Genomic DNA, 23,962 nt, shown 5'->3' with positions numbered 1-23,962 from the left:
GTCTTTCGTCCCTTGACCTGGATTTGGGCGATGAACTTCTGTGTGCCCTTGTCGAGGTGGACGCCTTTGAAACCAGACTTGTTGTCCTTTCGCGGGCCAACGTTCAGCTTGTTCTGGCTTTGGGTGGCCTCACGGAGGTTGAGGATACGACTGGTGAGCGAGGTACAGGTGGCCTCTGATACGAATGTGCCAATAGCCTTGACTGTGCTGGCTTCCCGCTATCTTTCCAACCCAACCAGGACGGCTTGAAACTAGCCAGGTGAATAATCCCGTGAGCGGATCGTAGTGGAGCCGCTCCAGAAGTTCTGCATGTGTGATCATGCAGCCAGCCTGCGTTGGTCGAAGAGGTATTCGACAGCCCCTCGGACATCATCGTCAGACGCTCTTCCACCAGGAGTTCCGATGCCGATCTCAGGCATTTCGTACAACTCTAACTGTCCGAGCGATGCGTTCTTGGGGTTCCAGGGCTCGAAGGTCAGACCAATCGATGGACTTGCGTCCAGCATGCAATGTCGGAACATGTCGGGGTGGTCGATCATGATCCCGCGAGCGCCGTTGATGAACTCGGGAACTATGCTCTTGTGGACTGAGTAGAGAAGCTCGTCGTGGATGGGCATGAGGAAGCGAGCTTCCCTATCGGCCCAGCCCTGATCCGCCTTCCAGTTGTCGATCCGGATGATCGAGCGCTTGGCGATGGTGGCGCAGGAGCCCTGAATGTAGGCGTTGACCGCTTGGTTGTGGGCTCGCTTCTGGATCTTGCGAGCGATCCAGCTGATGATGGAATTGAACTTCGTCAGCTGGTCGTCGTCCCTGTCGACCGGGTATTGGAACTTGCTGCAGAAATAGTCGTTCCAAAGGTGGGTCGCTTCGAACCGGACGCGGCGGTGGCCATCAGGTAGGGTGATGAACCCGTTCTGCTGCACCTCTGCGATCAGGTCTGTCCGCCAACGCTCGGCAACATGGAACCGCTCGCGGTAGCGTTCGGTCGCCTTGCCAGTCTTCTCGGTCGACCAGCCCATCCGCTCACCGATGGTGCCGAGGAAGCCCGAGTACCAATAGTTGAAGTTGGCACCCTTGCCGACTTCGGTACGCCAGTATTTGTAGGCCTTGTCGATGGACAGGTCCTGGCCCTTCAGGTCGGTGAAGAGCCGGTTGGTGTTGGCCATGTCCTGGCCATAATGTTCGACGAATTCCTCTTCGCTCTTGAAGTCCTTCAGGCTCTTGAAAATATCCTCTGTGAGGCCTGGGACATCGACGGAGAGAATGTCCGCAGCTGCGCCAGCATGAAGATCTTGATGAGGGATTTGTCCGAAGGCTTTGATGAATTCGGGGTCAGCTGAGAAGTCTCCAATCTCGACAAGCTCAATACCGGACCAGTCAATGGAGACAAGGACGTGGTCCGCATAATCGGGTTCGAAGAAGCCGCGTACATAAGTCGACTCCCCTCGCTTCGCGAGCTGCATGACGTTCGGGACGGAGCCTGCCATGCGCCGGGTGGCGAGCATGGACGAAACCAGCGGGTACATCTTGCCCGTCTCAGGGTCCATCAGTTGGGTGTAAGGCGTCAGGTACAGCTTCATCCGCTGCTCGACCCCTGCGATCTCGTTGATGGCGTCGATGATCGCCACCGCGTCGGCGTTCTCTCTGAGCCTGTCTTTCAGTTTACCCCTGGCTTCGCCGTCCGACTGGATCTTCCCCTCAGACCGGATGGCCTTGGTGTTGATCAGGTCGTAGAGCAGCACCCTCATCGGCATGTAGTGCGAGAAGTTAGGGCCGGTGTTCCGGCCGTCTCCCCAGGCATTCGACACCGGCCCGCGAACCTGCTGGCACTGGGTGAAGTCGTCATCGCTGTCGGGCATTGCAGCCCAGGCGATGATCTGCTCACGGTACTTCGGCTGATACCACTTCTCGTCCCGCAGTACGGCGCTTGGTGTGTCCGAAAAAGGCAGCATTTTTCGGACAGTGACCTTCATCTTGCGAAGGATGTTGGCCATCTCCGAACGTTCGAGATCACGACGAGCAAAGACGTTGGTCGTGTTGACCACCATGCCGCCGATCCAGATGTTCGAGAACTTCTGGACCATCGGGTTCTCTTGCGAGAAGAAGGTCGGGATCGTCGCGGGGCAGTTCTTCGCCATGTACTCCATGAGGCGACGGAACAACCGGACAGCCCAGTAGGCGTCGTCGGAACCGTAGGCGCAAACCTCGGCGCCAGTCAGCTCACCCATGTGTACTTTGTCGCCAAGAACCTCCTGGAAGGTCGTCATCTGGTGTTGGAAGAAGGCCTTGACCAGCTTCTTCAAGCCGTAGCTGTAGGCGATGTCCTTGACGAAGCCGTTGTAGGAGAACGTCGAGGTCGAGGCTTTGCCTATGATCTTGTAGACCACGTCGGCAAGGGCCGGCGGCAGATCGTTACCCTTGGCCGGATCGTAGTAGCGGGACTCCTGCAACAGCGAGGGGATCAGCTTCCTGATCTCGCCCTGCCCGGCTCGAATGAAATCGTTGAGATGGTATTCGTCAGGGCCGAATGCTGACACCGCCAACTGCAAGGTGCAGATGTAATTCGGGATGTCGAGATCGTAGCAGGCCTTGAAGACCGTCAACTCGTAGGCAGCGTTGTGCGCTACCCAGAAACTCTCTGCCGGCAGGGCATCGAGCAGGATTTTGGCTTTTGACCAAGGGATGCGGTTCTCGATGTCGGCGTGGTTGAGGTTGACATAATAGGCTGTGTCATCGCCCTCGACCCAGATCGAGAAGCCGGTCATCACCGTTCGGCGGATGTCGAACACCATCTTGGTGTTCTCGGCCTTCTTGCCGGTCTTCGGATTGTACTTGCAGTAAGTGTTCAGCCCCTCGTGCCGGTTGGAGTCCTGTGTTTCGGTATCCAATCCAACGAACGTCGCAACCTTGATCTTGGAGATCAGGCCAAAGGCGTGCTGTTCGAAGTTGGTGGCGTCGAGGAGCTGGCTCTTTACGGTCATCCGAATATCCCTACCTTGCTGACCATCAGGTGCTGCTTCTCACTCTTGGGGAGAACTCGCAGCGCCTCCTCGGCGCCCTTCTGGGTCCACCAGCGCTGCGCGTCGGCAGTGGTATCGGACCACATGGCACGGCCCATGTAGCGGCTGAAGAAGTACTGCTTCTGCTGCGGGTGAACCCGCACGTATTCTAAGACGTAGCGCATCATAGGAACCATTGTTTGAGGTAGTTATCTGCGGCGTCGTAGTTGGGCTTGCCGACCGTCATGTGCTCGGAGATCAGAGAGAGTGGGACCGGGAGGAAGTTTATGATCTTGCTCCAGACGATCATGGCGTCAATATCTACCTTCACCCGACCGGGCAGGCCAATGTCTCGGACCACTCTCTTCGTGAGGATGTCGTCGACCCAAGCCTTGAGCAGGCCCTTGTCGGTCTCATCCCAGGTCTTCTCTCCGAAACCCTTAATGCCTGGGATGTTATCTGAGGTATCTCCAACGCAGACCTTGTAGTAGGTGACCAGCTTCGGATCGACCTTAGGGTTGCAGCCGCAGAACACGTTCTTCGGGAACTCTCCAGTCAACTGGAGGAAATCCATGTCGGTGCTGTAGATCGAAATCTGGTCGCCGGCCTTAGCGTAGTGCCTCGTCAGTGCGGCGATGACATCATCAGCCTCGAAGCCTGGGAGCTTGACCTGGATGGCGGCGCTATGCTTGAGCGTCTCTTCCACCATATCGAAGCCAGCGAAGATGTCTTTCTTCATTGGTGGTCGACCGCGCTTGTACTCTGGGTAAATCTCACGGCGTTTGGAATTCCCACCGAGGCCGTCCCACACAAAGAGGACCGTGTCGCGAGCCTGATCTACGGTGTTGAGGATAGTCCTAGGGGCCAAGCCCGTGATGTCCGTTTCTAACACCCGGCGTACGTAGTTATTCGCATCATAGATTTTCATGAAAGCCTCCTACAAAAGGAAGGGGGAGGCACAAGGCCTCCCCTTAGTCCGGACTAGACAACCACAGCCACGTCGCTGAACAGAAGCGTTCCCCAAGTTCCCTTGGTGTTCTTCTCGACGTTGTAGCCGATCTTTAGAGCGACCTTGGCGTTGCGAATGTCGATGCCCTTCCCGGAGATGTCTCGGATAAATTTCTGAAACGATTTCCAACCGGTCATGGAGATCGAATGGCCCAGCGTCTTGCCGTCCTCGATCAGCAGATCGCCCTTCTTGTTCTTGTAGTCACCGACCACAGTGAAGGGGATATCAGCCGAGCGGAACTCGCCGGCCTTCGGATCGATACGCTGGGCTTTCGCCAAGGTGTCGAACCACGAGCCACCACCGCGAGCGTTGGAGACACGGTCGTAAGTCTTCTCGTAAGTCGCCGGATTGCCGTAGCGCACCGAGTAGCAATACGCGATTTCGGAGAGGTCGAGGATGGCATCCACGCTTTCGAACAGCGTGGTGTCGGCGCCGATCTGAAGGCCGTACTCATTGACCTTCAGCCAGGCGTCCACGTTGATGGAACCGCCGAGCATGTCGTCGACCCCAAGGGCGGGGCCGCGTTGTGCCGGGAGACCCGGCGACTGGTAGTTGGCAACCTGGTCACCGCCGAGGTTTGCGTTTGCTTCCGAGGGAGCGGCAGCAGCAGCGGCCTTGGCGGCATTGATTGCGTCTTCGATACTTGACATTTGATAGTTTCCTTTGAACAGTTGAACGACACTAAGGTGGTGTCGTCGCTGGTAGTTTCGAGGGCCTTTGACGCTTAGTCTATTAGTAGTCCTTCATTGAGTAATCCTTCTGGTATCCGGACAGTTGCAGGATGGGTTTGGTTGGATCGACCTTGTGAGCATCGACGCTCTTGCGATAGACAATGCCAAGGACATGTTGGTCGACGCTGTCCTCATATTCGAGGACCGAGACCCGGAGTGGTGTGTTCCGTTTACCCCTGATCCCTCGTTGAACACCTTGGGTGAAGGCAGTGTCCCTGAAGTCCATGGCCATGAAGATCATGTGATCCAGTTCCTGCTTGCCGCAGAACTGCCAGTTGAAGCCGACAGCGGCGCACAGTGGAGAGCAGATGATGTCGTCAAGCTCTCCGTTCTGGAACGCGAGATCGGCCTCGTCGCCTTCCTTCATCGAAGTGCTGCCATTGATGACCGCGTATCGGCGACCGGCTTTGTCCAGCATGGTGGCGAGCCGGCGATGTTGAGGCACCATCGAGGAGAAGACGATCATCGGCTTGCCGGTGTTGACGTGGTCCTCCAAATGGATCTGGAACAAATCCTCCTTGCCGGGGGCCTCGCCCTGCATGATGTCGATGAACTTGCCGGGACTGGTAAGATCGGGGAACTCGTTCGGATGTTCCATGAGCTGCCGGGCTCGAAGGAAGGCGACACCTGGCTGGGTGCCGTCGAGATAGAACTTCTCCAGTTCGAGCACGGCCTCGTCGTGGAACTTGTCGTACATCTCCCGCTGTCGGGGGTTCATCGCCACCACCTCGGGGATGATGACAGGGTCCTGATCACCGAAGATCGATCGGAACGTCCTGCGAATGGCATGCCGGCCGAAGATTTCCGACAGCTTCTTGTGACCCTGCCAGCCAATTATCTTGCCGTCGTAGTCCTTAATGGCATGCTGGTATTCGAAGGCCTCAGCCGATGGGTAGTAGCGAGGTTCGATAATGTGGATCGCCGGGTAGGCTGAGGTCAGCTTGCCGTCGATGATCGTGCCGGTCATCGGCAGGAAGTATTTGAAGTGGAACTGCATGGCATCGAACAGAGCCAAGGTCGCTGCTGTGTTGGCGTTCTTGAAGCCCATGTGAAACTCGTCGACCTGGAGGGCCTTGACGAATGAGGGCATCTGCTTCCACGACAGCGTGAACCTCCGGAAACCCATCAGGAAGACCTTGGCACCGGACGCCATCTGCTTCGCAACCTGTTTGGTGGTGCCGTCGACGATGACGACATCCTCATCCTTGAAGCCGGTGAAGCGGAGGATTTCTCGCTTGTTCTTCTTCAGCAGACGCTTGGGCATGGTCCAGCAACTGCCAACCTGAAGCTCGCTCCAGAGATACCACTGGTACACGACGACCGACGGGGTCTTGCCGGCGCCAGGGTCGGACAAGTTCATGCACCTGTCCTGTCGCATGTAATAGGAAAGGTCCGCGACTTGATCATCACGCAGAGTCGGTGTATCGAGGGCGTCCAACATGAGGGAGCCTTTCCTATGAAACTGAGTGAGATCGATGCCAAGATCGCCGAGCTTCAAGCACAGCGAGAGAAGGCCCTCGCCGAACAGCGAGAGGCAGAGATGGCAAAGAACTTCGATGAGGCGCGCGACATAATCGCGAACCTGGCATCGACATTGCAGAAGCTATTTGATCTGGGCTACTGCCCGCCGAGGTTGAAGGACGCGCTGACGGATGGCCAAGGCAAGTTCAACCCCGGCATGTACATCAAGAGGCCTAAGAGCCCACGAGAGTCTTGAACGGGTTGGCACTGACCACGCTGTCGCCCAGTTCACGGACCACGGTCTGCCGATCTTCCTCATCCATGAGCAGGATAAAGCCGGGACCGTGGTATTCGTTCTTCGGGCCTCACCATAAGCCAAGACCTTTTTGAGTACCTCGTCGGTGTTCATCGTTTCATCATCCTCTTGCGGAGCACGCCGGCTCCGATCTGTTCGAGTGGGAGGTGAGCCACATGTTCAATCTGGACCAGCGAGTGGACTCGCTCGGCCTCCTGTCGAAGCACGGTCCATTGCGGACCCATGAAGATCAGGCGTCGGGGAGAAAACATCGCGGCCTCCAGGAGCTTGGACAGGGCCATTTGCAGTTCTTGCCGGTAGCCGAAGACTACCAGCGGTTGGAGGTTCGTGAGGTTCAGCAGGGTCGAGAAGACTTCCGACCGATACATCCACAGCGCCGCCATCGCGGCCGACGCTCTGGGGTGCGACAGCCGCAGCAGCTCGTGGACCAGTGTCTTGTTGGCGACCGTGTCCTCGACGAACAGGGCCTTCTCACCCAGCACCTTCGGGATTGGCAAGAAAGCGTTGACGAGCGGATCGTCGGGCAAGGCCCCGTCGAGGACCTGATCCAGGAAGATGTCGTGGGGACAGGTGAAGGCATGCCGCCGTGGTGGCGTGACCTTGATCTCGAAGTCCATCTGCACACCCAGGATGTGATCCACACGATCCTGCTGGACTAGGAGGGCGATGTCGCCCTCGATCCAGTGCAGACCGTAGTGGGCGACCTGGATCATGCTACCAGCTTGATCTCGACGCGGGACTTCGCGGCGCGGGACATGATGTCCTCGGTAACGAGGAGCTTCTTGCTGAACACCTCAGCGAGTGTCGCCGGCGACAGCAGCGGTACGACGGCGCTGTCGACTGTCAGCTTGGTGCCGGTCTTCATCGAGACCGAAGGCTGCGAGACTGCGACCGTGCCAATGCCACCGATTGTGTAGCTGGTCGCGCCGAAACCCCGGAGGGCTTCCTTCAGTTCCTCCTTGCGGGCTTCCAGCGGACTGAGCTTGGCCTCGATGGCGAGCAACTCGCCGACGATGTTATCCTGGACTTTTAGATTTTGCTGCATGACGAAGTGACTCCGTTGCGTAGAAGTGGGCGATCTTGCCCCGCGTGAATGGGTCCGGGTGCGAAATTGAGTTCGAAAACACAAACCCCGCCAACATGGCGGGGCGCTTCTCCGGGTCGGATTGGTGGTAGGTCGTGACGATCCGAAAGTAGTCCTTGTACCTGTCAATCATGTCTCACCGTTGGTCCTCCCCTTGGTGTGCTCATCCGGAACGGTGTCGTCAGTTCGACGAAGGTCGCTCCCAGAAGTTCGGATATCCGGTTGAGCTGGGTTAGCGTGAAGTCGTAGCAGCCAAGCTCCATGTACTTGAGCACATGGCGGCTGACGCCGATGATGGCTGCGGCCTCAGTGTAGTTGCGGTTCTCCCGGAAGATCGTCAGGCGGGTGCCGAGCGCCCTATGCTGCGGAGACAGCTCCTTCATGTCGATAGCGCGTCGAGCACCCTTCGTCACAGGAATTCGTCGCAGCACATTATGGAGCCGGGCCAGCTTGATGATGGTGTCTCGCGATCGACCATATTTCTTGGCCAGTTGGGCGTAGGAAAGATCGGTGGTCTCAAGGTCTTGTATGGCTTTGCCATGCCACTCTAAGTTGTCTGCCATTTTTATGAGCTTCTCTGTCTCTGTGCCCTGGAGTGTGTCGTCGAAGACAGCCAAACACAGGAGCTATTGCCGCTAAACGCAGCGTCGAAACTGAGAAAATCGTATTGAAAACAACAGCTTAGTCCAGATCGGTAGTCTGATTTGGGACCAGAGGGTCGGGAGTTCGAATCTCTCCACTCCGACCATCCAATCTCGAATGCCCCGGAATCGGACCTGTCTGAAGGCAAGCTCGCCGGGCGAAAACCCCAAGCCATCCCCCGGCGAGCCTACAACCTGATTTGATACGCATCAGGACCGGGATTAGCCGGCAAGCTGGTATTTGCAAGATGGATGCCAGCTATTTTTCCCAAAATGGGACAGCGGCTGCTGCCCCTTTCCCTCTCCTCAGGGAAGAAGGAGTTTTCCGCCACCTAAATATCGAGCTCACCCTGCCCCTCGTCCATGGCGCTGACGGTCTCGCCGGCAAGCGCTCTTGTGATCGGCGTCTTGCGTTCGAGCGCCGAGCGATCCAAGCGCTCCACCACGCGCATGGCGGTCGCCAGCGAGCGCTCGATGCGCCGCACCAGATATTGCACGACATGCGGCTCGACCTCGATCTGGCGGTCGGCGAACAGCTTGGTGATGACGCCGGCGAGAAGCAGGTCGTCGGGTTCGTCGATCTCGACCGTCGCCGCCGTCTTCAGCCGCGAGGCAAGATCGGGCAGCCGGACACCCCAGGCGGATGGGAAGCGCCGCGCGGTCAACAGCAGGGTCGAATGGGCGCCGCGCACCGCATTGATCAGGTGGAACAGCCCCTCCTCATCGACGGGGCGGGCATCGACATCGTCGATCAAGGCCGGGCGGGCGCCGAGATCGGCGATGCAACCGCCGATGCGGCCGGCATCGACCGTCACCGCGCCGGCACGGGCCTGCCAGATGGAGGCCAGATGCGTCTTGCCCGAACCGGCAGGTCCGGCCAGCACCACCACTGGCGAGGGCCAGTCCGGCCAGCGGTCGACCAGCGCCACCGCCTGGCTGTTGGTGCCGGAGACGACGAGATCATCGCGCGAATAGCCGGTGCCGTGGCCGAGATCGAGCGGCAACTGGCGTGGCGGATCGATCTTGTTGTCGGTCATCGCTCTCAGCCGCGCGGCGCCCCTCTGCGGCGGCTGGGCGGCAGCGGCGGAACAGGCTCGGTGCCGTGCCCCTTGTAGAGCGGCGATTCGAGATAGCGGGCAATCGCAAAGCGCACCAGAACGGCGACCGCCGCGGAAGCCGGCACCGCGATCAGCAGGCCGACGAAGCCGAACAACGCGCCAAAGGCAAACAGCGCGAACATCAGCCACACCGGATGCAGGCCAACGCTTTTGCCGACAAGCCGCGGCTGCAGGATGTTGCCCTCGATGAACTGGCCGACGAAGAACACGCCGGCCACCGCCGCCACCATGGTCCAGTCGGGCCAGAACTGGACGAAGGCGACGCCGACGGCCAGCACCAGCCCGGTCAGCGAGCCGACATAGGGGATGAAGGAGATCAGCCCGGCGAACAGGCCGATGAGGATGGCGAAGTTCAGTCCGGTCAGTGTCAGGCCGGTGGCGTACATGGCGCCCAGCACCAGGCAGAGCGTGCCCTGGCCGCGCACGAAACCGGCGGTGGCGGTGTTGATATCGTTGGCGATCGTCCTGACAGTCTTGACATAGTCACGCGGCACCCAACTGTCGACGATCGCCACCATGCGGTCCCAGTCGAGCAGCATGTAGAAAGCCACAACAGGCGTCACCACGAACAGGCTGACCACCGATACCAGCGCCACGCCGGAACTCCAGATCGAGGTGAACACCGTCGTAAGCAGCCCGAAACCCGAGGTGAGCAATGAGTTCAGCCCGTCGCGCAGGCCATTGGCGTCGACGCCGAATTTCTGTTCCAGCCATTGCGGATCGAAGCTGGTGATCAGCGACTGCAGCCGGGTCAGATATTCCGGCAACTTGCTGGCGAAATCGGCCATCTGCGAGGCCAGCACCGGAACCAGGATGACGAAGGCCAGCACCAGAACGACAATGAAGGCAATGAGGATGACCACCGTCGCCATGAGGCGCGACAGGCCGAGCCGCTGCAGCCGGTCGGCGACGGGATCCAGGAAATAGGCCAGCACCATGCCGGCGACGAAGGGCAACAGGATGTCGCTGAAGACATAAAGGAACAGCGCCAGCAGGACGGCGGTCGCCAGCCAGAAGAAGATCTGCCGGCGGAATGCGGCAGACGCTGCATAATCGGCGGCCGCCTCCTTGGCGGCTTCATCGTCAGGTGCCCGGTGTGGAGCCTTCGCCATAGCCGCTCATATGCCTCAGCCAAGCCACGAGATAGGCCGCGGCCGAAGCCACGGTCAAGACCCCGGACAGGATTATGAGCGCCGGCCTCAGCGGGTCGAGGTTAATGCCGAAGGCGAGCTCGCCCAGCACCACGGCCGCCAGCACGATCTGGATGGCGGTGTTGGCCTTCGACACGAACAGCGGCTTCATCTCGACCGGATGGCTCATGACGCTGGACAACAGCACGGCGAAAACGATCAGCGCATCGCGCGACACCATCATCACCACCAGCCACAGCGGCAGCTCGCCGATGAAGCCCATGACGACGAACACCGAGACCAGAAGCAATTTGTCGGCCATCGGGTCGAGATAGGCGCCAAGCTGCGAATGCTGGTTGAAATGGCGGGCGATGAAGCCGTCGACGCCGTCGGAAATGCCGGCGACGAGAAAGCCGGCAAAGGCCCAGTCCCAGCGCATGTTGAGCATCGCCAGCACCACGGCCGGCACCAGCACGAAGCGCATGATCGTGATCATGTTGGGGATGGTCAAGGCGATGTCCCGTCGCTTTTACTGGTTGATACATGATGGAGATCAGGGGGCGGCGCAAGGGAGAAGCCCCGCTTTTATCCGGGGGCAAAACTGCCGCATTCGTGCGTCATCCTTGCGGGCCGCTGCCGTTCATGCGAATAGCCCGCGTACGAGCAGGAAACGTGATGAACAGGCGCACCCGATGAGCAAGCGCGAGAAAGCCAAGCGCAAGAACGGGCTCACCTATGCCGAGGCGGGCGTCGACATCGATGCCGGCAATCTGATGGTCGAGAAGATCAAGCCGCTGGTCAGGGCAACGCGCCGGCCGGGCGCCGATGGCGAGATCGGCGGCTTCGGCGGCCTGTTCGACCTCAAGGCGGCCGGCTTCACCGATCCGGTGCTGGTCGCCGCCAATGACGGCGTCGGCACCAAGCTGAAGATCGCCATCGATGCCGGCAAGCACGATACGATCGGCATCGACCTTGTCGCCATGTGCGTCAACGACATCGTCGTGCAGGGCGCCGAGCCGCTGTTCTTCCTCGACTATTTCGCCACCGGCAAGCTCGATCCCGACCAGGGTGCGGCGATCGTCGGTGGCATTGCCGATGGCTGCCGGCAGGCCGGCTGCGCGCTGGTCGGCGGCGAGACGGCGGAAATGCCGGGCATGTATCACGGCAAGGATTACGATCTTGCCGGCTTTGCCGTGGGGGCTGCCGAACGCGGCCAGCTGCTGCCCACGGACGACATCGTCGAGGGCGATGTGCTTTTGGGCCTCGCCTCGTCGGGCCTGCATTCGAACGGCTTTTCGCTGGTCCGCCGTATCGTTGCCGGCAGCGGCCTTTCATGGAGCGATCCAGCGCCCTTCAATGACGAGGCGACATTGGCCGAGGCGCTGCTCGAGCCGACCCGCATCTATGTCAAGTCGATCCTCAAGGCGATCCGCAACACGCATGGCATCAAGGCGCTGGCCCACATCACCGGCGGCGGCTTTCCCGAGAACATCCCGCGCGTCCTGCCGAAGGATTTTTCGGCCGAACTCGACCTCGATGCCATCGAGGTACCGCCGGTATTCTCGTGGCTGGCGAAGACCGGCGGCGTGGCGCCCGAAGAGATGATGCGCACTTTCAATTGCGGCATCGGCATGATCCTCGTCGTCGCCTCCGGCCAGGCGGCGCAGGTCGCAGCCGTCTTGCAGGAGGCCGGCGAGACGGTAACGCCGATCGGCCGCATCGTACCGCGCCGCGACGCCGGCGTGATCTATCGAGGCTCGATCGACCTATGAACGCGCGCAAACGCACCGTGGTGCTGATATCGGGACGCGGCTCCAACATGACGGCGCTGATCGCCGCGGCAACGGACCCTGCCTATCCGGCCGAGATCGTCGGCGTCATTTCCGACCGGGCCAATGCCGCCGGCCTCGGCATCGCGGCGGCGCGCGGCATTCCCACCAAGGTGATTTCGCGATCCGACCATGTCGGCAAGGAAGCGCATGACGGCGCGATCGATGCCGCGCTTGCCTCCTTTGGCGCCGAGATCGTCGCGCTGGCCGGCTACATGCGCATCCTCGGAGCGCGCTTCGTCGAGAAGTGGCAGGGGCGGATGGTCAACATCCACCCTGCCCTGCTGCCGGCCTTCAAGGGCCTCGACACGCATGCGCGTGCGTTACGCGCCGGCATGCGCATCCATGGCTGCACGGTGCATTTCGTGACGTTGGACATGGATGACGGCCCGATCATTGCCCAGGCGGCGGTGCCGGTGATGGTCGGCGACAATGAGGATACGCTGGCCGCGCGCGTGCTCAAGGCCGAGCACCGGCTCTATCCGCTGGCGCTCGGCCTGGTTGCCGAAGGCAAGGCACGCATGGAAGGCGGCCGCACGGTGCTTGCGCATTTCGCCGACGATGCCGACAACGGCACGTCGGTGGTGATGGCGCCCGACCCGCTGCGCGAGGAGACCGATCTCGAACATCTGGCGCGTATTACGCCCTGAGCATTTTTGCAATCATAATTTGATTGCAAACTTTGGCGCGCTCGCTTACCTATGCTTGCATGAACAGCAAGCATGGACGCGTGCTTAAGGCGATATTCACCGATCCGGTTTCGGGCAGTATCGAATGGATCGCCATTGAAGCCTTGCTAGTCGCAGTCGGTTGCCACGTGATCGAAGGAAGCGGTTCACGCGTGCGTTTTGCGTTCAAGGGCGAGGTCGAGACGTTCCACCGGCCGCACCCCTCAAACGAAGCAAAGCGATATCAAGTGCGGGATGCTCGCCAATTCCTATTGAGGATCGGAGTGAAGCCATGAATGCAATGACCTACAAGGGCTATTCGGCCCGTGTCGACTATGACGACGATGACGAGATTTTCTTCGGCCGGATTGCCGGTATTCGAGACGGCGTATCCTTCCATTCAGAAACTGTCGCGGGGCTGAAAGCTGCCTTCCATGAAGCCGTGGACGACTATATCGAAACTTGCGCGAAAATCGGCAAGTCGCCGCAAAAACCTTATTCCGGCAATCTCATGCTGCGCGTTGACCCCTCGGTTCATTCAAAAGTGGCAATGGCCGCGGAAGTCGCAGGCAAGAGCCTGAACCAGTGGGGAGAAGAAGTCTTGCGCGAGGCCGCCGAAAAGCAGATTGCATGAAAACCAGCTGTCCTACCATCCATCACCGGCCACTCCAGGGCGTATCGTGAAACAGTTGCTGCTCCTCCGCCACGCCAAGTCGAGCTGGGATGATCCCAAGCTCGCCGATTTCGACCGGCCGCTCGCCCCGCGCGGGCTGAAGACAGCGCCGCTGATCGGGCGTGAGCTGGCCCGGCGCGGCTGGCTGCCGGAGCTGGCGCTGGTCTCGCCAGCGCTACGCACTCGCGACACCTGGCGGCTGGTTTCGGCGGAACTGCCGAAGCATCTGCCGGCGGAATTCGCCGAGACGCTCTACGAGGCGACTGCGGCCACCGTCCTGGCGCGTGTGCGGCAGGCCAAGGCCACGAGCCTGCTAGTGGTCGGCCACAACCCCGGCCTGCAGCATTTCGCGTTGCGGCTGGCGGGTGCTGGATCGGATGCGGACGTGTTCAGAGAGATCGAAGCGAAATTCCCGACCGCGGCGCTCGCCCGTTTCACCATCGACGGCGACTGGGCAAATCTAGACTTCGGCGACGCCCGGCTGACGCATTGCATCCGGCCCAAGGAGTTGCACTGACGGGGGGAGCTACCGATCGCGGCGGCACAAAAACAGAGCGGCGGGACAAGCCCGCCGCTTTGAGGTCTTGAGGACCGATGACCGTTCAGCGGTTGCCGAACAGGTTGCGGTCGCTGCCTTGGGTCACAGGCTTCTGGACAGCCGCGTCCGACTTCTTGATCGAAGCGGTGAACGAGTTGTCGATGTTAGCGGCAACAGGGGCAGACGGCTGGTTGGCGTTGGCCGAGCCGTAGTGGTCGCTGCCGGCGAAAGCGCTGCCCGTGGCAACGAGGATGGCGGCGGCGGTAAGAGCGATCTTGGTCATTTCAAATACTCCTGGTTTTGGTGATTGATGGTTCGAAGTGCTGGCGATCGGATCCGCGCTTAGCGGCCCCAGATGCCCTGGCCGGATTCCGGCTGGACGGCATCGGACGTCGCCTTGGCGCCATTGTGCTCGACCGGCTTGCGGATCGAAGCCGTATACGAGTTGTCAACATTGGCAGGCGCGGTAACTGCGGCGGCCGGCTGATTGACGTTATCCGAACCATAGTGGTCGCTGCCGGCGAAAGCGCTGCCGGTGGCAACGAGGATAGCGGCGGCGGTAAGAGCGATCTTGGTCATTTCAATTACTCCAGTATTCTTATGTTCTGTCCGTCTAGTGGCGTGCCTTGGGAGGAATTCGCGTCGCTCGGACTACCCCGAGATGGGTCGGCAGTGCTGTCGTTTCCAGTCACGACGTTGTGCCTGAAAAACCTCTGATACAGCAGTTGAAAACCGGAGGGCGACTACCTCCGCCACAATCTTTCCAAGCGATATCATATGGTTAGGAGAATGCGTCCCGCGCGAGTGCCCAGATTTGCCGAGCCAGCGTTCACACCGTACTGCACAATGCGTCAACAGAAATCGAACCGAACGGTTCGGTTTATATGCCATCCCGCGAAAAGTTCCACGAGGCACCCCCTCTTTCCTGCCGGCCATCTCCCCGGCAAGGGGGAGATCGGCAGTTCCGGTGCTCCGCTCATCCCTGCAACGTTGACGATTGGCGAAAGCCGAGATGATGGCAAATCTCCCCCCTTGCGGGGGAGATGCCCGGCAGGGCAGAGGGAGGGTGGGAAGGATCGCCGACCTTCGATGCCGTCGATCTGCTCGCGATCCTGATCGGTGGCTGGGACAGGGCTGGCGATCCCGTTAAAGCGCGCGCAGCCACACCTTGTTGTCGTGGAAGGCAGCACCACCATAGGGCGCCGGCGCGTCGGCGCCGGTCAGCACGTTGATGCCCTCGCCGCGCTCATGGGCGTTGTTCGGCCAGATGCCTTCGGCCACCACCACGCCGCGCTTGATGCCGTCGAACAGTTTTGCGTGCAGCACCACTTCGCCGCGCTGATTGCCGACCTCGACACGGCCGCCGTCGGCAAGCCCGAGCGCTGCCGCGTCGTCCGGGTGCAGCAGGAGTTCCGGCCGCCTTTCCTTGGCTTTGGACACCGGCGTTTCGGCAAAGGTCGAGTTGAGGAAATTGCGGGCCGGCGATGTCGTCAGCCGGAACGGGTGCGTCTCGTCCGCGACCTCGATCAGGTCGACATGATCTGGAAATTCCGGCAGCTGCTCCACAGGCCCGAACAGGCCCATGCTTTTCGGCGGCCGGTTGGGCGCCGCCTGCCCGGTCCAATTGGCGCGGAAGTGGAACTTCTTGTCGGCATGGCCGAAGCCAGTGATGAAATGCGCGGTCTCGAAATCCGGCTGCAGGTCAACCCATTTTTCGTCCTTGAGGCTCGAAAAACTACCCAGCCCGCGCTTGCCCAGGATGATGTCGATGTGCTGCTGCTCGGTCAGGCCGAAGCCCGGCTTGTCGGCGACGCCGAGGCGCTTGCCGAGTTCCTCGATGACGAAATGGTTGGTGCGCGGCCCTTGCGGCGGGTCGATCAGCTTCGGCCCCAGCGTGATGTGCTGGTTGCCGCCGCCCTTGTAGATGTCGTCATGCTCCAGGAACATCGTCGCCGGCAGCACGACATCGGCAAGCTTCGCCGTATCGGTCATGAACTGCTCGTGCACACAGGTGAAGAGGTCGTCGCGCAGGAAGCCCTGCTTCACCAGCCGCTGCTGCGGCGCGACATTGGCCGGGTTGGTGTTCTGGATCAGCAGCGCCGTCACCGGTGGGCCGCCATAGAGCGCATCAGCGGCTCCGGTCAGTACCGGACCGATGCGCGAATGATCGAGATGGCGAATCGCCGAGTCGCGCATCTTGGTGCCTTCCAGCAGCTCCTGGTTAAGCTTGAAGATCCCGGAATTGGAATGGAAGGCGCCGCCGCCCTCATACTGCCAGCAGCCGGTGACCGCCGCGATAGAGGCCGCGGCATGCATGTTGACCGAGCCGTTGCGCTGGCGCGAAAAGCCATAGCCGAGGCGGAAATAGGTTTTTTTCGTCGTGCCGACGAGACGAGCGAAGGCTTCGATCTCGGCGACTGAAAGCCCGGTGATTTCGGCCGCCCATTCCGGCGTTTTTGTCCGCAGATGCGCTTCCAGCCCCTTCGGATCGTCCGTGTACCTTTCCAGATAGACGCGGTCGGCAAGACCCTCGCGGAACAGCACATGCATCACCGCGCAGGCCAGCGCGCCGTCGGTGCCGGGCTTCAGCACCAGGCCGAGATCGGCCTGCTTCATCGTCGCGTTCTCGTAGACGTCGATGACGACGATCTTGGCTGCGCGTTCCTTGCGCGCCTTGATCGCATGGGTCATGACATTGACCTGGGTGACAACGGCATTGGTGCCCCAGATCACCACGCAGTCGGATTTGCCCATCTCGCGCGGGTCGGGGCCGCGCAGCGCGCCTGCCCCCATCATCCAGCCGGTCCAGGCCAGATTGGTGCAGATCGAACCGAAGAATCCGGAATATCTCTTCGCATGGCGCAACCGTTCGATGCCGTCGCGCTGCACCAATCCCATCGTGCCGGCATAGTAGTACGGCCAGACCGTCTCCGAGCCGTATCTTTCCTCCGCCCGGATGAACTTCTCGGCAACGAGGTCGAGTGCCGCCTCCCAGCTCGCATCCTTCCAGGCGCCGTCGCCCTTGGCGCCGGCGCGGACAACCGGCTTCAGCAAGCGGTCGGGGTGATGGATGCGGTCGGCATAGCGGGCAACCTTGGCGCAGATGACGCCGGCCGTGTACGTATTGGCCTTGGCGCCATGAACGCGGCCGATGCGCTTGGCGTCGAGCAGTTCGACCTCGAGCGCGCAGGTCGACGGGCAATCGTGCGGACAGGCGGAATGGCCGATCCTGAGCTTGGCGTGTTGATTCATGGCACCTATCTAGCGGCTTTCGGAGGGCGCGTGTAGGGCCAGATGATTAGCCAATCTCCCCCCTCGTGGGGGAGATGTCCGGCAGGACAGAGGGGGGCGCGAAGGATCGCCTACTTTTGGTATAGTCCCGCTCTTCACAAGGGGCCGGCGGTCGGTGGCTGTAAACGAGTGACAGGCTGGCGGGACAGCGCCCCCTCTGCCCTGCCGGGCATCTCCCCCACAAGGGGGGAGATTACGCACTCACTCCGCCGTGCCTTCCTCATACTCCGCCGACATGGTCAGCCATTTCTCCTCGTGGCCAGCCAGCTGTTGCGCGAGCTGCGAGCGCTCCTTGGCCAGCCGCGTCGCGGTCGAGGGATCCTTTTCGTAGACCGCCGGATTGGCGAGTTCGTCCTCGATCAGATCGATGCGCTTGCGGATGCGGTCCATCAGTGCCTCGGTGGCGCGGATTTCCTTGGCCAGCGGCTCGAACGCGGCACGGCGCGCCGCCGCATCGCGGCGGCGGTCGGCCTTCGAGGCCTTTTCCGCCTCGCGCTTGCCGCGGCGGTCTCCGGACACGCCGGTCACCAGCGTCTTGTAGTCCTCGAGGTCACCATCATAGGGATTGACCGCGCCGTCCTTGACCAGCCACAGCCGGTCGGCCGTCGCCTCGAGCAGATGGCGGTCGTGCGAGATCAGGATCACCGCGCCGGGAAACTCGTTCAGCGCATGGATCAGCGATTCACGGCTGTCGATGTCGAGATGGTTGGTCGGTTCGTCGAGGATGAACAGGTTCGGCCCCTCGAAGGCCGACAGGCCCATCAGCAGCCTCGCCTTTTCGCCGCCCGACAGGTCCTTGGCGGCGGTGTTCATCTTTTCGGTGGTCAGCCCGAATTGGGCGACGCGGCCGCGCACCTTCGATTCCGGCGCCTCCGGCATCAGCCGGCGGACATGCTCATAGGCGTTTTCCTCCGGCCGAAGATCATCGAGTTGGTGCTGGGCGAAGATCGCCACTTTCAAGCCTGGCGCCACCGTCATGGTGCCCGTCTCCTGCTTCAGGCGGCCCGATAAAAGCTTGGCGAAGGTCGACTTGCCGTTGCCGTTGGCGCCAAGCAGCGCGATGCGGTCGTCGGCATCGATGCGCAGCGTCATCTTCTTCAGGATCGGCTGACCCTCGGTATAGCCGACATTGACGTTGTTCAGCGCGATGATCGGCGAGGCCACCGTCTTCACCGGCTCCGGAAACGAGAACGGCCGCACCGTGTCGTTCACGATGGCGGCGATCGGCTTCATCTTCTCCAGCGCCTTGATGCGCGACTGTGCCTGCCTTGCCTTGGAAGCCTTGGCGCGGAAGCGCTCGACAAAGGACTCCATGTGCTTGCGCGCGGCTTCCTGCTTGACGCGGCCCTTCTCCTGCAACTCACGCTGCTCGGTGTACTGCCGCTCGAACTGGTCGTAGCCGCCGCGCCAGAAGGTCAGCTTCTTCTGGTCGAGATGGACGATCGAGTTGACGGCGCGGTTGAGCAGGTCGCGATCGTGCGAGATCAGCAGCACGGTGTGCGGGTATTTCGAGACGTAGTTCTCCAGCCACAGCGTGCCTTCGAGATCGAGATAGTTGGTCGGCTCGTCGAGCAGCAGCAAATCCGGCTCGGAAAACAGCACCGCGGCGAGCGCCACGCGCATGCGCCAACCGCCGGAGAAGGACGAGGCCGGGCGCCGCTGCGCGGCATCATCGAAGCCGAGGCCGGCAAGAATGGTGGCCGCGCGGGATTCGGCGGAATGGGCGTCGATATCGGCCAGCCGCATGTGGATGTCGGCGATGCGGTGCGGATCGGTCGCCGTCTTTTCCTCTTCGAGCAGTGCCGAGCGTTCGAGGTCGGCCTTGAGCACGATCTCGATCAGCGGCTCCTCGGTGCCCGGCGCTTCCTGCGCGACTTGGCCGATGCGGGTGTTCTTCGGCAGGCTGATCGAACCGGTCTCTGAGGGGAAATCGCCGGTGATGGCCTTGAACAGCGTCGTCTTGCCGGTGCCGTTGCGGCCGACAAGCCCCGCCTTGGTGCCGGCCGGCAAGGTCAGCGAGGCATGGTCCAGGAGCAGGCGTCCGGCCATGCGCAGTGTAAGGTCATTGATGATCAGCATGGCCGCGCTTTCGCACAGGACGTCGGCGCTTCGCAAGGCCTTGAGCGCCGGTTCGGTCGCATAGTGCGAGAAAACGGCTGCCGCGGATGGCTCGATGCGATCGGCTTCTCGCCTCTGAACTGTCAGCCTGTTAGCGGTGGACGGCGGCGGCTCTTCCGTGATCACGCCATGACGCAGGGGCAAGACTCAGCTATCTCTAGCCGTGCGGCGGATCTGAATACCCGCCTGGCCGGCGCCATCCATTCCCCTCCCAAGCGGCGCCGGCCATCGTTCTCACGGGTTCCGTCACTGAACGGGTGGCGTACCGGGTTGATCAACACCGGTTGTCGGCTTCGGCACTGGATTCTTGTCGACCACGGGGTTTTGATCGATACCGGGGGCCTTGGTCGGTTGAATGTTGTTGTCGCAAGCCGCCACAGCCAGCATGGCCGCCAAGGCCAGCGGGATTGAGAACCTCTTCATCGCAACCTCCTCTCGCCCATCCTCTTCCCCGGGGCAAACGAGACGGTGCCGATTTGGTTGCGTGACTGGCGTCGTTTGGAGAAACAAGGGAACAAAACGCCGCCTCTCCAGTTGGTTCAAATCAATGGAGGAGTGCGATCATGATCCGCCTGCTCATAGCCGGAGCTATCGCCTACGCGGCCTACCGCGTCACCAAAAAGGTGATTGACGATGTGCCCGACGATTTCGACCCATTCCTGCCGCCGCCACAGGATGATGGCGAGGCGCTGAGGCGCCAGTCGGCAACGATGGGGGCAGAGCCCCAGCGCTAGGAGCCATGCCGGCGTAGCCCATAGAATTTCCCGTTCCGCCCTAGCTCCTTGGGTGAATGCTAGTCCTGCGCTGAAACCGTTGCGAACAAAGCAGAAACGATGCTTGATGGGCAATGAACCTCGCTGCCCGTGATTCGACCTTCATGCCTGCCTATCTCGCCAAGCTCAACGCCGAGCAGCGGCTGGCGGTCGAACATGGCGACGGCATGGTGGCCGGGCCGCTGCTGGTGATTGCGGGCGCCGGTTCCGGCAAGACCAGCACGCTGGCGCATCGCGTTGCGCATCTGATCGTCAGGGGCGCCGATCCGCGCCGCATCCTCCTGATGACGTTTTCGCGCCGCGCCGCGGCGGAAATGGCCAAGCGCGTCGAGCGCATCGCCGGCGAGGTGCTGGGCCGCGATGCCTCGGTCATCACCGACGCGCTCACCTGGGCAGGCACCTTCCACGGCATCGGCGCCAGGCTGCTGCGCGATTACGCTTTGGAGATCGGCCTCGACCCGGCCTTCACCATCCATGACCGCGAGGATTCCGCCGACCTGATGAACCTTGTCAGGCACGAGCTCGGCTTCTCCAGGACCGAAGCCCGTTTCCCGACCAAGGGTACGTGCCTGGCGATCTATTCGCGCGCCGTCAACGCACAGGCGCCGCTTGGCGAGGTTCTGGGCTCGGTATTCCCCTGGTGCGCCGGCTGGGCGGAGCAGCTCAGGACGTTGTTCGCCCGCTATGTCGAGGCCAAGCAGGCGCAGAACGTGCTCGATTACGACGATCTGCTGCTCTACTGGGCGCAGATGGCCAGCGAGCCGGAGATATCGGCGCATCTCGGCGGGCGTTTCGATCATGTTCTGGTCGACGAATACCAGGATACCAACCGGCTGCAGGCCTCGATCCTGACGGCGCTGAAGCCCGACGGGTCGGGTCTCACGGTGGTCGGCGACGATGCGCAGTCGATCTATTCGTTTCGCGCGGCCGAAGTCCGCAACATCCTGGATTTCCCCAAGCAGTTCGCGCAGCCGGCCGAGATCGTCATGCTGGAGCGCAACTACCGCTCCACCGAGACCATAGTGGCCGCCGCCAATGCGGTCATCGGCGAGGCGTCTGAGCGTTTTACGAAAAACCTGTGGTCGGAGCGCAAATCGGCGGAAAGGCCGAAGCTGGTCAATGTCCGCGACGAGACCGAGCAGGCGAATTACGTCTGCCAGGCGATCCTGGCCGAGCGCGAGGCCGGCACGGCGCTGAAGGCGCAGGCCGTGCTGTTTCGCGCCTCGCACCATAGCGGGCCGCTGGAGATCGAGCTGACGCGGCGCAACATCCCGTTCGTCAAGTTCGGCGGGCTGAAGTTCCTCGACGCCGCCCATGTCAAGGATATGCTGGCCGTATTGCGCTTCGCCGAAAACCCGCGCGATCGCGTCGCCGGTTTTCGGGTGCTGCAGCTTCTGCCCGGCATCGGGCCTTCGGCAGCCAATGCAATCGTCGAGACGATGGCGACGTCGCTCGACGAAGCGATGGGCCTTGCCCGCTATCGGCCACCGCAAAGGGCCGCCGACGACTGGCCGGGTTTCGTCGCGCTGTTCTCGCAACTTCGGGCCGGGTCGGGAAAATGGCCGGCCGACCTCGAACAGGTCAGGCTCTGGTACGAGCCGCATCTGGAACGCATCCACGAGGATGCGACGACGCGCCGGGCGGACCTGTTGCAGCTCGAGCAGATCGCCGCGGGCTACGCCTCGCGCGAGCGCTTCCTCACAGAGCTGACGCTCGATCCGCCGGACGCGACCAGCGACGAGGCCGGCCCGCCGCACCGCGACGAGGATTATCTGATCCTGTCGACCATCCATTCGGCCAAGGGCCAGGAGTGGAAGAACGTCTTCGTGCTCAACACTGTCGACGGCTGCATCCCGATCGATCTCGGCGTCGGCTCGAAGGAGGAAATCGACGAGGAGCGCCGGCTGCTCTATGTGGCGATCACACGGGCCAAGGACAGCCTGCACCTGGTCATGCCGCAGCGGTTTTTCGTCCATGGCCAGGCGGCGCGCGGCGACCGCCATGTCTATGCCTCGCGCAGCCGCTTCATCCCGGCCTCGATCCTCGGCGCCTTCGAGCAGACGGCGTGGGCAAGCGTCCAGGCAAAGGACGATCCGCGCCGCCAGCCGCAGGTTCGGGTCGATCTCGGCGCCCGCATGCGCGGCATGTGGAAGTAACGGTGAATGGTGAATGGTGAATGGTGAATGGTGAATAGTGAGTAGTGAGTAGTGAGTAGTGAGTAGTGAGTAGTGAGTAGTGAGTAGTGAGTAGTGAGTAGTGAGTAGTGAGTAGTGAGTAGTGAGTAGTGAGTAGTGAGTAGTGAGGTCAGACAACTATTCACTATTCACTATTCACTATTCACTATTCACTATTCACTATTCACTATTCACTATTCACTATTATTCCCCCGGTAACGCAGCGCCTCGACCAGCACGGCAAAGGCCGGCGACTGCTGCCTGCGGCTCGGGTAATAGAGATGGCAGCCTGAAAAGGGCGGGCACCAGTCGGCGAGCACACGAACAAGCCGCCCTTCCGCAATGTGAGCCCGCGCCTGATCCTCGGGCAGGTAAGCCAGACCGAACCCGGCCAGCGCGGCGTTCAGCCTGAGCGCTGAGGTGTTGAAGACAAACTGCCCCTCCACCCGCACCTTGATCTCGCGCCCGTTCTTGTCGAACTCCCAGGCATAGAGCCCGCCATAGGTCGGCAGCCGCAGATTGATGCAGTCGTGCGCCGTCAGGTCCTGCGGCGTCTTTGGTGGCTTGCGCCTGGCGAAATAGGAAGGCGCGCCGACGACCGCCATGCGCATATCAGGCCCGATGCGCACGGCGATCATGTCCTTTGCCACCTGCTCGCCGAGACGGACGCCGGCGTCATAGCGCTCCGCGACGATATCGGTGAGGCCATAGTCGACGATGATCTCGACCTTGATGTCGGGATAGTCCGGCAACAGCTTCGCCAGAGCGGGCCAGAGGACCGTGTCGGCCGCATATTCGCCGGCCGTTATGCGGATGGTACCGGCAGGTTTGTCACGCAGTTCGCTCAGCGAGGCGAGCTCCGTCTCGATCTCTTCAAACCGTGGGCCAACCGTTTGAAGAAGGCGTTCACCTGCCTCGGTCGGCGAGACGCTGCGCGTGGTGCGGGTCAGCAGCCGAAGCCCGAGGCGCTCTTCCAGCCCCCGAACCGTGTGGCTGAGCGCGGACTGCGAAACGCCGAGTTTCGCGGCGGCCCTGGTGAAACTCCGCTCCTTCGCCACAGCCAGGAAGGCAAGGAGGTCGTTGACGTTTCCGCGCGGCATATATGATTCATCCTCATGGGTGCGTGCGCATTATACCATCCGATCCTTCCCCGCCGCAGTCTTTAAATCGCGGCCGCGAGCCGGCGCAGCACGCCGGATGAAGGTTTGCCTCACTCGTCCAAAGCGCATGCGGGCCCCGCCCTTTCATGAGCCAAATTCATAAGGCCTATCGCTGATCAACCACTAATCAAAAGCGGAGGAGAACCTACGTATCCAGTAGAGGCGCGGTGCAATGACCACGCACTGGCACGCGAGACCCGGCTTGACCGGCAGGATGTGGACCAGGAGCCAGCCTGCCGCAACGGCCTG

General features: G+C 61.4%; 25 protein-coding genes. 8 read left to right on the top strand and 17 right to left on the bottom strand.

What is annotated here, in order from left to right; translation table 11 throughout:
* Positions 1 to 317: 317 nt before the first annotated feature.
* The 5 genes from MESS4_RS14335 to MESS4_RS14315 all read right to left on the bottom strand — a co-directional run bounded on the left by MESS4_RS14335 (position 318) and on the right by MESS4_RS14315 (position 6,099).
* Entirely contained in the window at positions 318 to 2,981 is a 2,664-nt protein-coding gene (locus MESS4_RS14335) for a DNA polymerase (RefSeq protein ID WP_006331924.1), read from the bottom strand.
* Positions 2,978 to 3,187, bottom strand: coding sequence for a hypothetical protein (locus tag MESS4_RS14330; protein ID WP_006331923.1), 210 nt, complete (start codon positions 3,185 to 3,187; stop codon positions 2,978 to 2,980). The genes MESS4_RS14335 and MESS4_RS14330 overlap by 4 nt, the downstream gene beginning before the upstream one ends.
* The gene (locus MESS4_RS14325; protein WP_006331922.1) at positions 3,184 to 3,927 is read right to left on the bottom strand and encodes a 5'-3' exonuclease; all 744 of its coding nucleotides are present in this window, start codon (positions 3,925 to 3,927) and stop codon (positions 3,184 to 3,186) included. The genes MESS4_RS14330 and MESS4_RS14325 overlap by 4 nt, the downstream gene beginning before the upstream one ends.
* 53 nt (positions 3,928 to 3,980) lie before the next feature.
* Positions 3,981 to 4,658: a hypothetical protein gene (locus MESS4_RS14320; RefSeq protein WP_006331921.1), complete on the bottom strand. Its 678-nt coding sequence runs from the start codon at positions 4,656 to 4,658 to the stop codon at positions 3,981 to 3,983.
* Positions 4,659 to 4,740: 82 nt separating this feature from the next.
* Entirely contained in the window at positions 4,741 to 6,099 is a 1,359-nt protein-coding gene (locus tag MESS4_RS14315) for an SNF2-related protein (RefSeq protein ID WP_006331920.1), read from the bottom strand.
* A gap of 96 nt (positions 6,100 to 6,195) precedes the next feature.
* On the opposite strand from MESS4_RS14315, the gene MESS4_RS14310 reads away from it, so the two are divergent.
* The gene (locus MESS4_RS14310) at positions 6,196 to 6,456 is read left to right on the top strand and encodes a hypothetical protein (protein ID WP_006331919.1); all 261 of its coding nucleotides are present in this window, start codon (positions 6,196 to 6,198) and stop codon (positions 6,454 to 6,456) included.
* Between the two features lie 149 nt (positions 6,457 to 6,605).
* Here the strand turns inward: MESS4_RS14310 and MESS4_RS14305 are convergent, their stop codons facing one another.
* The 6 genes from MESS4_RS14305 to MESS4_RS14280 all read right to left on the bottom strand — a co-directional run bounded on the left by MESS4_RS14305 (position 6,606) and on the right by MESS4_RS14280 (position 11,000).
* Positions 6,606 to 7,229 (bottom strand): hypothetical protein, encoded by a 624-nt coding sequence (locus tag MESS4_RS14305; RefSeq protein WP_006331917.1) that lies wholly within the window; start codon positions 7,227 to 7,229, stop codon positions 6,606 to 6,608.
* Entirely contained in the window at positions 7,226 to 7,561 is a 336-nt protein-coding gene (locus tag MESS4_RS14300; RefSeq protein WP_006331912.1) for a hypothetical protein, read from the bottom strand. Before MESS4_RS14300 ends, MESS4_RS14305 begins: the two co-directional genes overlap by 4 nt.
* 164 nt (positions 7,562 to 7,725) lie before the next feature.
* A complete protein-coding gene (locus MESS4_RS14295; RefSeq protein WP_006331910.1) occupies positions 7,726 to 8,163 on the bottom strand; it encodes a helix-turn-helix transcriptional regulator in 438 nt (145 codons plus the stop codon).
* Positions 8,164 to 8,573: 410 nt separating this feature from the next.
* A complete protein-coding gene (gene hdaA / locus MESS4_RS14290; RefSeq protein WP_006331908.1) occupies positions 8,574 to 9,278 on the bottom strand; it encodes a DnaA regulatory inactivator HdaA in 705 nt (234 codons plus the stop codon).
* Positions 9,279 to 9,283: 5 nt separating this feature from the next.
* Positions 9,284 to 10,471 (bottom strand): AI-2E family transporter, encoded by a 1,188-nt coding sequence (locus MESS4_RS14285; RefSeq protein WP_006331906.1) that lies wholly within the window; start codon positions 10,469 to 10,471, stop codon positions 9,284 to 9,286.
* On the bottom strand, positions 10,443 to 11,000 hold the full coding sequence (locus MESS4_RS14280; protein WP_006331905.1) for a CDP-alcohol phosphatidyltransferase family protein: 558 nt from the start codon (positions 10,998 to 11,000) through the stop codon (positions 10,443 to 10,445). The genes MESS4_RS14285 and MESS4_RS14280 overlap by 29 nt, the downstream gene beginning before the upstream one ends.
* 181 nt (positions 11,001 to 11,181) lie before the next feature.
* Between MESS4_RS14280 and purM the strand changes: the two genes are divergently transcribed.
* The 5 genes from purM (at position 11,182) to MESS4_RS14255 (ending at position 14,176) form a co-directional block, all read left to right on the top strand.
* The gene (purM, locus tag MESS4_RS14275) at positions 11,182 to 12,261 is read left to right on the top strand and encodes a phosphoribosylformylglycinamidine cyclo-ligase (RefSeq protein WP_006331904.1); all 1,080 of its coding nucleotides are present in this window, start codon (positions 11,182 to 11,184) and stop codon (positions 12,259 to 12,261) included.
* Complete coding sequence (gene purN, locus MESS4_RS14270) at positions 12,258 to 12,968, top strand: phosphoribosylglycinamide formyltransferase (protein WP_006331903.1); 711 nt, start codon at positions 12,258 to 12,260, stop codon at positions 12,966 to 12,968. The genes purM and purN overlap by 4 nt, the downstream gene beginning before the upstream one ends.
* 80 nt (positions 12,969 to 13,048) lie before the next feature.
* Positions 13,049 to 13,282, top strand: a complete 234-nt coding sequence (locus MESS4_RS14265; RefSeq protein WP_244441137.1) for a type II toxin-antitoxin system HicA family toxin — start codon at positions 13,049 to 13,051, stop codon at positions 13,280 to 13,282.
* Positions 13,279 to 13,620, top strand: a complete 342-nt coding sequence (locus MESS4_RS14260; protein WP_006331886.1) for a type II toxin-antitoxin system HicB family antitoxin — start codon at positions 13,279 to 13,281, stop codon at positions 13,618 to 13,620. Before MESS4_RS14265 ends, MESS4_RS14260 begins: the two co-directional genes overlap by 4 nt.
* 46 nt (positions 13,621 to 13,666) lie before the next feature.
* Positions 13,667 to 14,176: a histidine phosphatase family protein gene (locus tag MESS4_RS14255; RefSeq protein WP_006331885.1), complete on the top strand. Its 510-nt coding sequence runs from the start codon at positions 13,667 to 13,669 to the stop codon at positions 14,174 to 14,176.
* Positions 14,177 to 14,261: 85 nt separating this feature from the next.
* On the opposite strand, the gene MESS4_RS14250 is transcribed toward MESS4_RS14255, so the two are convergent.
* The 5 genes from MESS4_RS14250 to MESS4_RS33960 form a co-directional block, all read right to left on the bottom strand.
* Positions 14,262 to 14,480: a DUF680 domain-containing protein gene (locus MESS4_RS14250; protein WP_006331883.1), complete on the bottom strand. Its 219-nt coding sequence runs from the start codon at positions 14,478 to 14,480 to the stop codon at positions 14,262 to 14,264.
* A gap of 59 nt (positions 14,481 to 14,539) precedes the next feature.
* Complete coding sequence (locus MESS4_RS14245; RefSeq protein WP_006331882.1) at positions 14,540 to 14,776, bottom strand: DUF680 domain-containing protein; 237 nt, start codon at positions 14,774 to 14,776, stop codon at positions 14,540 to 14,542.
* A gap of 567 nt (positions 14,777 to 15,343) precedes the next feature.
* The gene (locus tag MESS4_RS14240) at positions 15,344 to 17,449 is read right to left on the bottom strand and encodes a molybdopterin oxidoreductase family protein (protein WP_006331878.1); all 2,106 of its coding nucleotides are present in this window, start codon (positions 17,447 to 17,449) and stop codon (positions 15,344 to 15,346) included.
* Positions 17,450 to 17,689: 240 nt separating this feature from the next.
* Entirely contained in the window at positions 17,690 to 19,567 is a 1,878-nt protein-coding gene (locus MESS4_RS14235) for an ABC-F family ATP-binding cassette domain-containing protein (RefSeq protein ID WP_036241333.1), read from the bottom strand.
* A gap of 285 nt (positions 19,568 to 19,852) precedes the next feature.
* A complete protein-coding gene (locus MESS4_RS33960; RefSeq protein ID WP_006331868.1) occupies positions 19,853 to 20,029 on the bottom strand; it encodes a hypothetical protein in 177 nt (58 codons plus the stop codon).
* Positions 20,030 to 20,169: 140 nt separating this feature from the next.
* On the opposite strand from MESS4_RS33960, the gene MESS4_RS33955 reads away from it, so the two are divergent.
* Both MESS4_RS33955 and MESS4_RS14230 read left to right on the top strand, forming a co-directional pair.
* Positions 20,170 to 20,340 carry a hypothetical protein gene (locus MESS4_RS33955; RefSeq protein ID WP_006331867.1) on the top strand — a complete coding sequence of 57 codons (171 nt, stop codon included), beginning with the start codon at positions 20,170 to 20,172 and terminating at the stop codon, positions 20,338 to 20,340.
* A 113-nt stretch (positions 20,341 to 20,453) separates the two neighbouring features.
* A complete protein-coding gene (locus MESS4_RS14230; RefSeq protein ID WP_006331865.1) occupies positions 20,454 to 22,535 on the top strand; it encodes an ATP-dependent helicase in 2,082 nt (693 codons plus the stop codon).
* A 212-nt stretch (positions 22,536 to 22,747) separates the two neighbouring features.
* Here MESS4_RS14230 and MESS4_RS14225 read toward each other — a convergent pair whose 3' ends face one another.
* Positions 22,748 to 23,653, bottom strand: coding sequence for a LysR family transcriptional regulator (locus MESS4_RS14225; RefSeq protein ID WP_006331864.1), 906 nt, complete (start codon positions 23,651 to 23,653; stop codon positions 22,748 to 22,750).
* Between the last annotated feature and the right edge of the window lie 309 nt (positions 23,654 to 23,962).

The organism is Mesorhizobium sp. STM 4661, from assembly GCF_000359125.1.
Lineage (GTDB): Bacteria > Pseudomonadota > Alphaproteobacteria > Rhizobiales > Rhizobiaceae > Mesorhizobium.
This window is presented reverse-complemented; position numbering and strand designations above follow the sequence as displayed.

Bases quoted from the DNA above. Each gene is read 5' to 3' on its own strand.
- MESS4_RS14335 (WP_006331924.1), bottom strand. From the start codon at position 2,981: ATGACCGTAAAGAGCCAGCTCCTCGACGCCACCAACTTCGAACAGCAC.
- MESS4_RS14330 (WP_006331923.1), bottom strand. From the start codon at position 3,187: ATGATGCGCTACGTCTTAGAATACGTGCGGGTTCACCCGCAGCAGAAG.
- MESS4_RS14325 (WP_006331922.1), bottom strand. From the start codon at position 3,927: ATGAAAATCTATGATGCGAATAACTACGTACGCCGGGTGTTAGAAACG.
- MESS4_RS14320 (WP_006331921.1), bottom strand. From the start codon at position 4,658: ATGTCAAGTATCGAAGACGCAATCAATGCCGCCAAGGCCGCTGCTGCT.
- MESS4_RS14315 (WP_006331920.1), bottom strand. From the start codon at position 6,099: ATGAACTTGTCCGACCCTGGCGCCGGCAAGACCCCGTCGGTCGTCGTG.
- MESS4_RS14310 (WP_006331919.1), top strand. From the start codon at position 6,196: ATGAAACTGAGTGAGATCGATGCCAAGATCGCCGAGCTTCAAGCACAG.
- MESS4_RS14305 (WP_006331917.1), bottom strand. From the start codon at position 7,229: ATGATCCAGGTCGCCCACTACGGTCTGCACTGGATCGAGGGCGACATC.
- MESS4_RS14300 (WP_006331912.1), bottom strand. From the start codon at position 7,561: ATGCAGCAAAATCTAAAAGTCCAGGATAACATCGTCGGCGAGTTGCTC.
- MESS4_RS14295 (WP_006331910.1), bottom strand. From the start codon at position 8,163: ATGGCAGACAACTTAGAGTGGCATGGCAAAGCCATACAAGACCTTGAG.
- hdaA (WP_006331908.1), bottom strand. From the start codon at position 9,278: ATGACCGACAACAAGATCGATCCGCCACGCCAGTTGCCGCTCGATCTC.
- MESS4_RS14285 (WP_006331906.1), bottom strand. From the start codon at position 10,471: ATGGCGAAGGCTCCACACCGGGCACCTGACGATGAAGCCGCCAAGGAG.
- purM (WP_006331904.1), top strand. From the start codon at position 11,182: ATGAGCAAGCGCGAGAAAGCCAAGCGCAAGAACGGGCTCACCTATGCC.
- purN (WP_006331903.1), top strand. From the start codon at position 12,258: ATGAACGCGCGCAAACGCACCGTGGTGCTGATATCGGGACGCGGCTCC.
- MESS4_RS14260 (WP_006331886.1), top strand. From the start codon at position 13,279: ATGAATGCAATGACCTACAAGGGCTATTCGGCCCGTGTCGACTATGAC.
- MESS4_RS14250 (WP_006331883.1), bottom strand. From the start codon at position 14,480: ATGACCAAGATCGCTCTTACCGCCGCCGCCATCCTCGTTGCCACGGGC.
- MESS4_RS14245 (WP_006331882.1), bottom strand. From the start codon at position 14,776: ATGACCAAGATCGCTCTTACCGCCGCCGCTATCCTCGTTGCCACCGGC.
- MESS4_RS14240 (WP_006331878.1), bottom strand. From the start codon at position 17,449: ATGAATCAACACGCCAAGCTCAGGATCGGCCATTCCGCCTGTCCGCAC.
- MESS4_RS14235 (WP_036241333.1), bottom strand. From the start codon at position 19,567: ATGCTGATCATCAATGACCTTACACTGCGCATGGCCGGACGCCTGCTC.
- MESS4_RS33960 (WP_006331868.1), bottom strand. From the start codon at position 20,029: ATGAAGAGGTTCTCAATCCCGCTGGCCTTGGCGGCCATGCTGGCTGTG.
- MESS4_RS33955 (WP_006331867.1), top strand. From the start codon at position 20,170: ATGATCCGCCTGCTCATAGCCGGAGCTATCGCCTACGCGGCCTACCGC.
- MESS4_RS14230 (WP_006331865.1), top strand. From the start codon at position 20,454: ATGAACCTCGCTGCCCGTGATTCGACCTTCATGCCTGCCTATCTCGCC.
- MESS4_RS14225 (WP_006331864.1), bottom strand. From the start codon at position 23,653: ATGCCGCGCGGAAACGTCAACGACCTCCTTGCCTTCCTGGCTGTGGCG.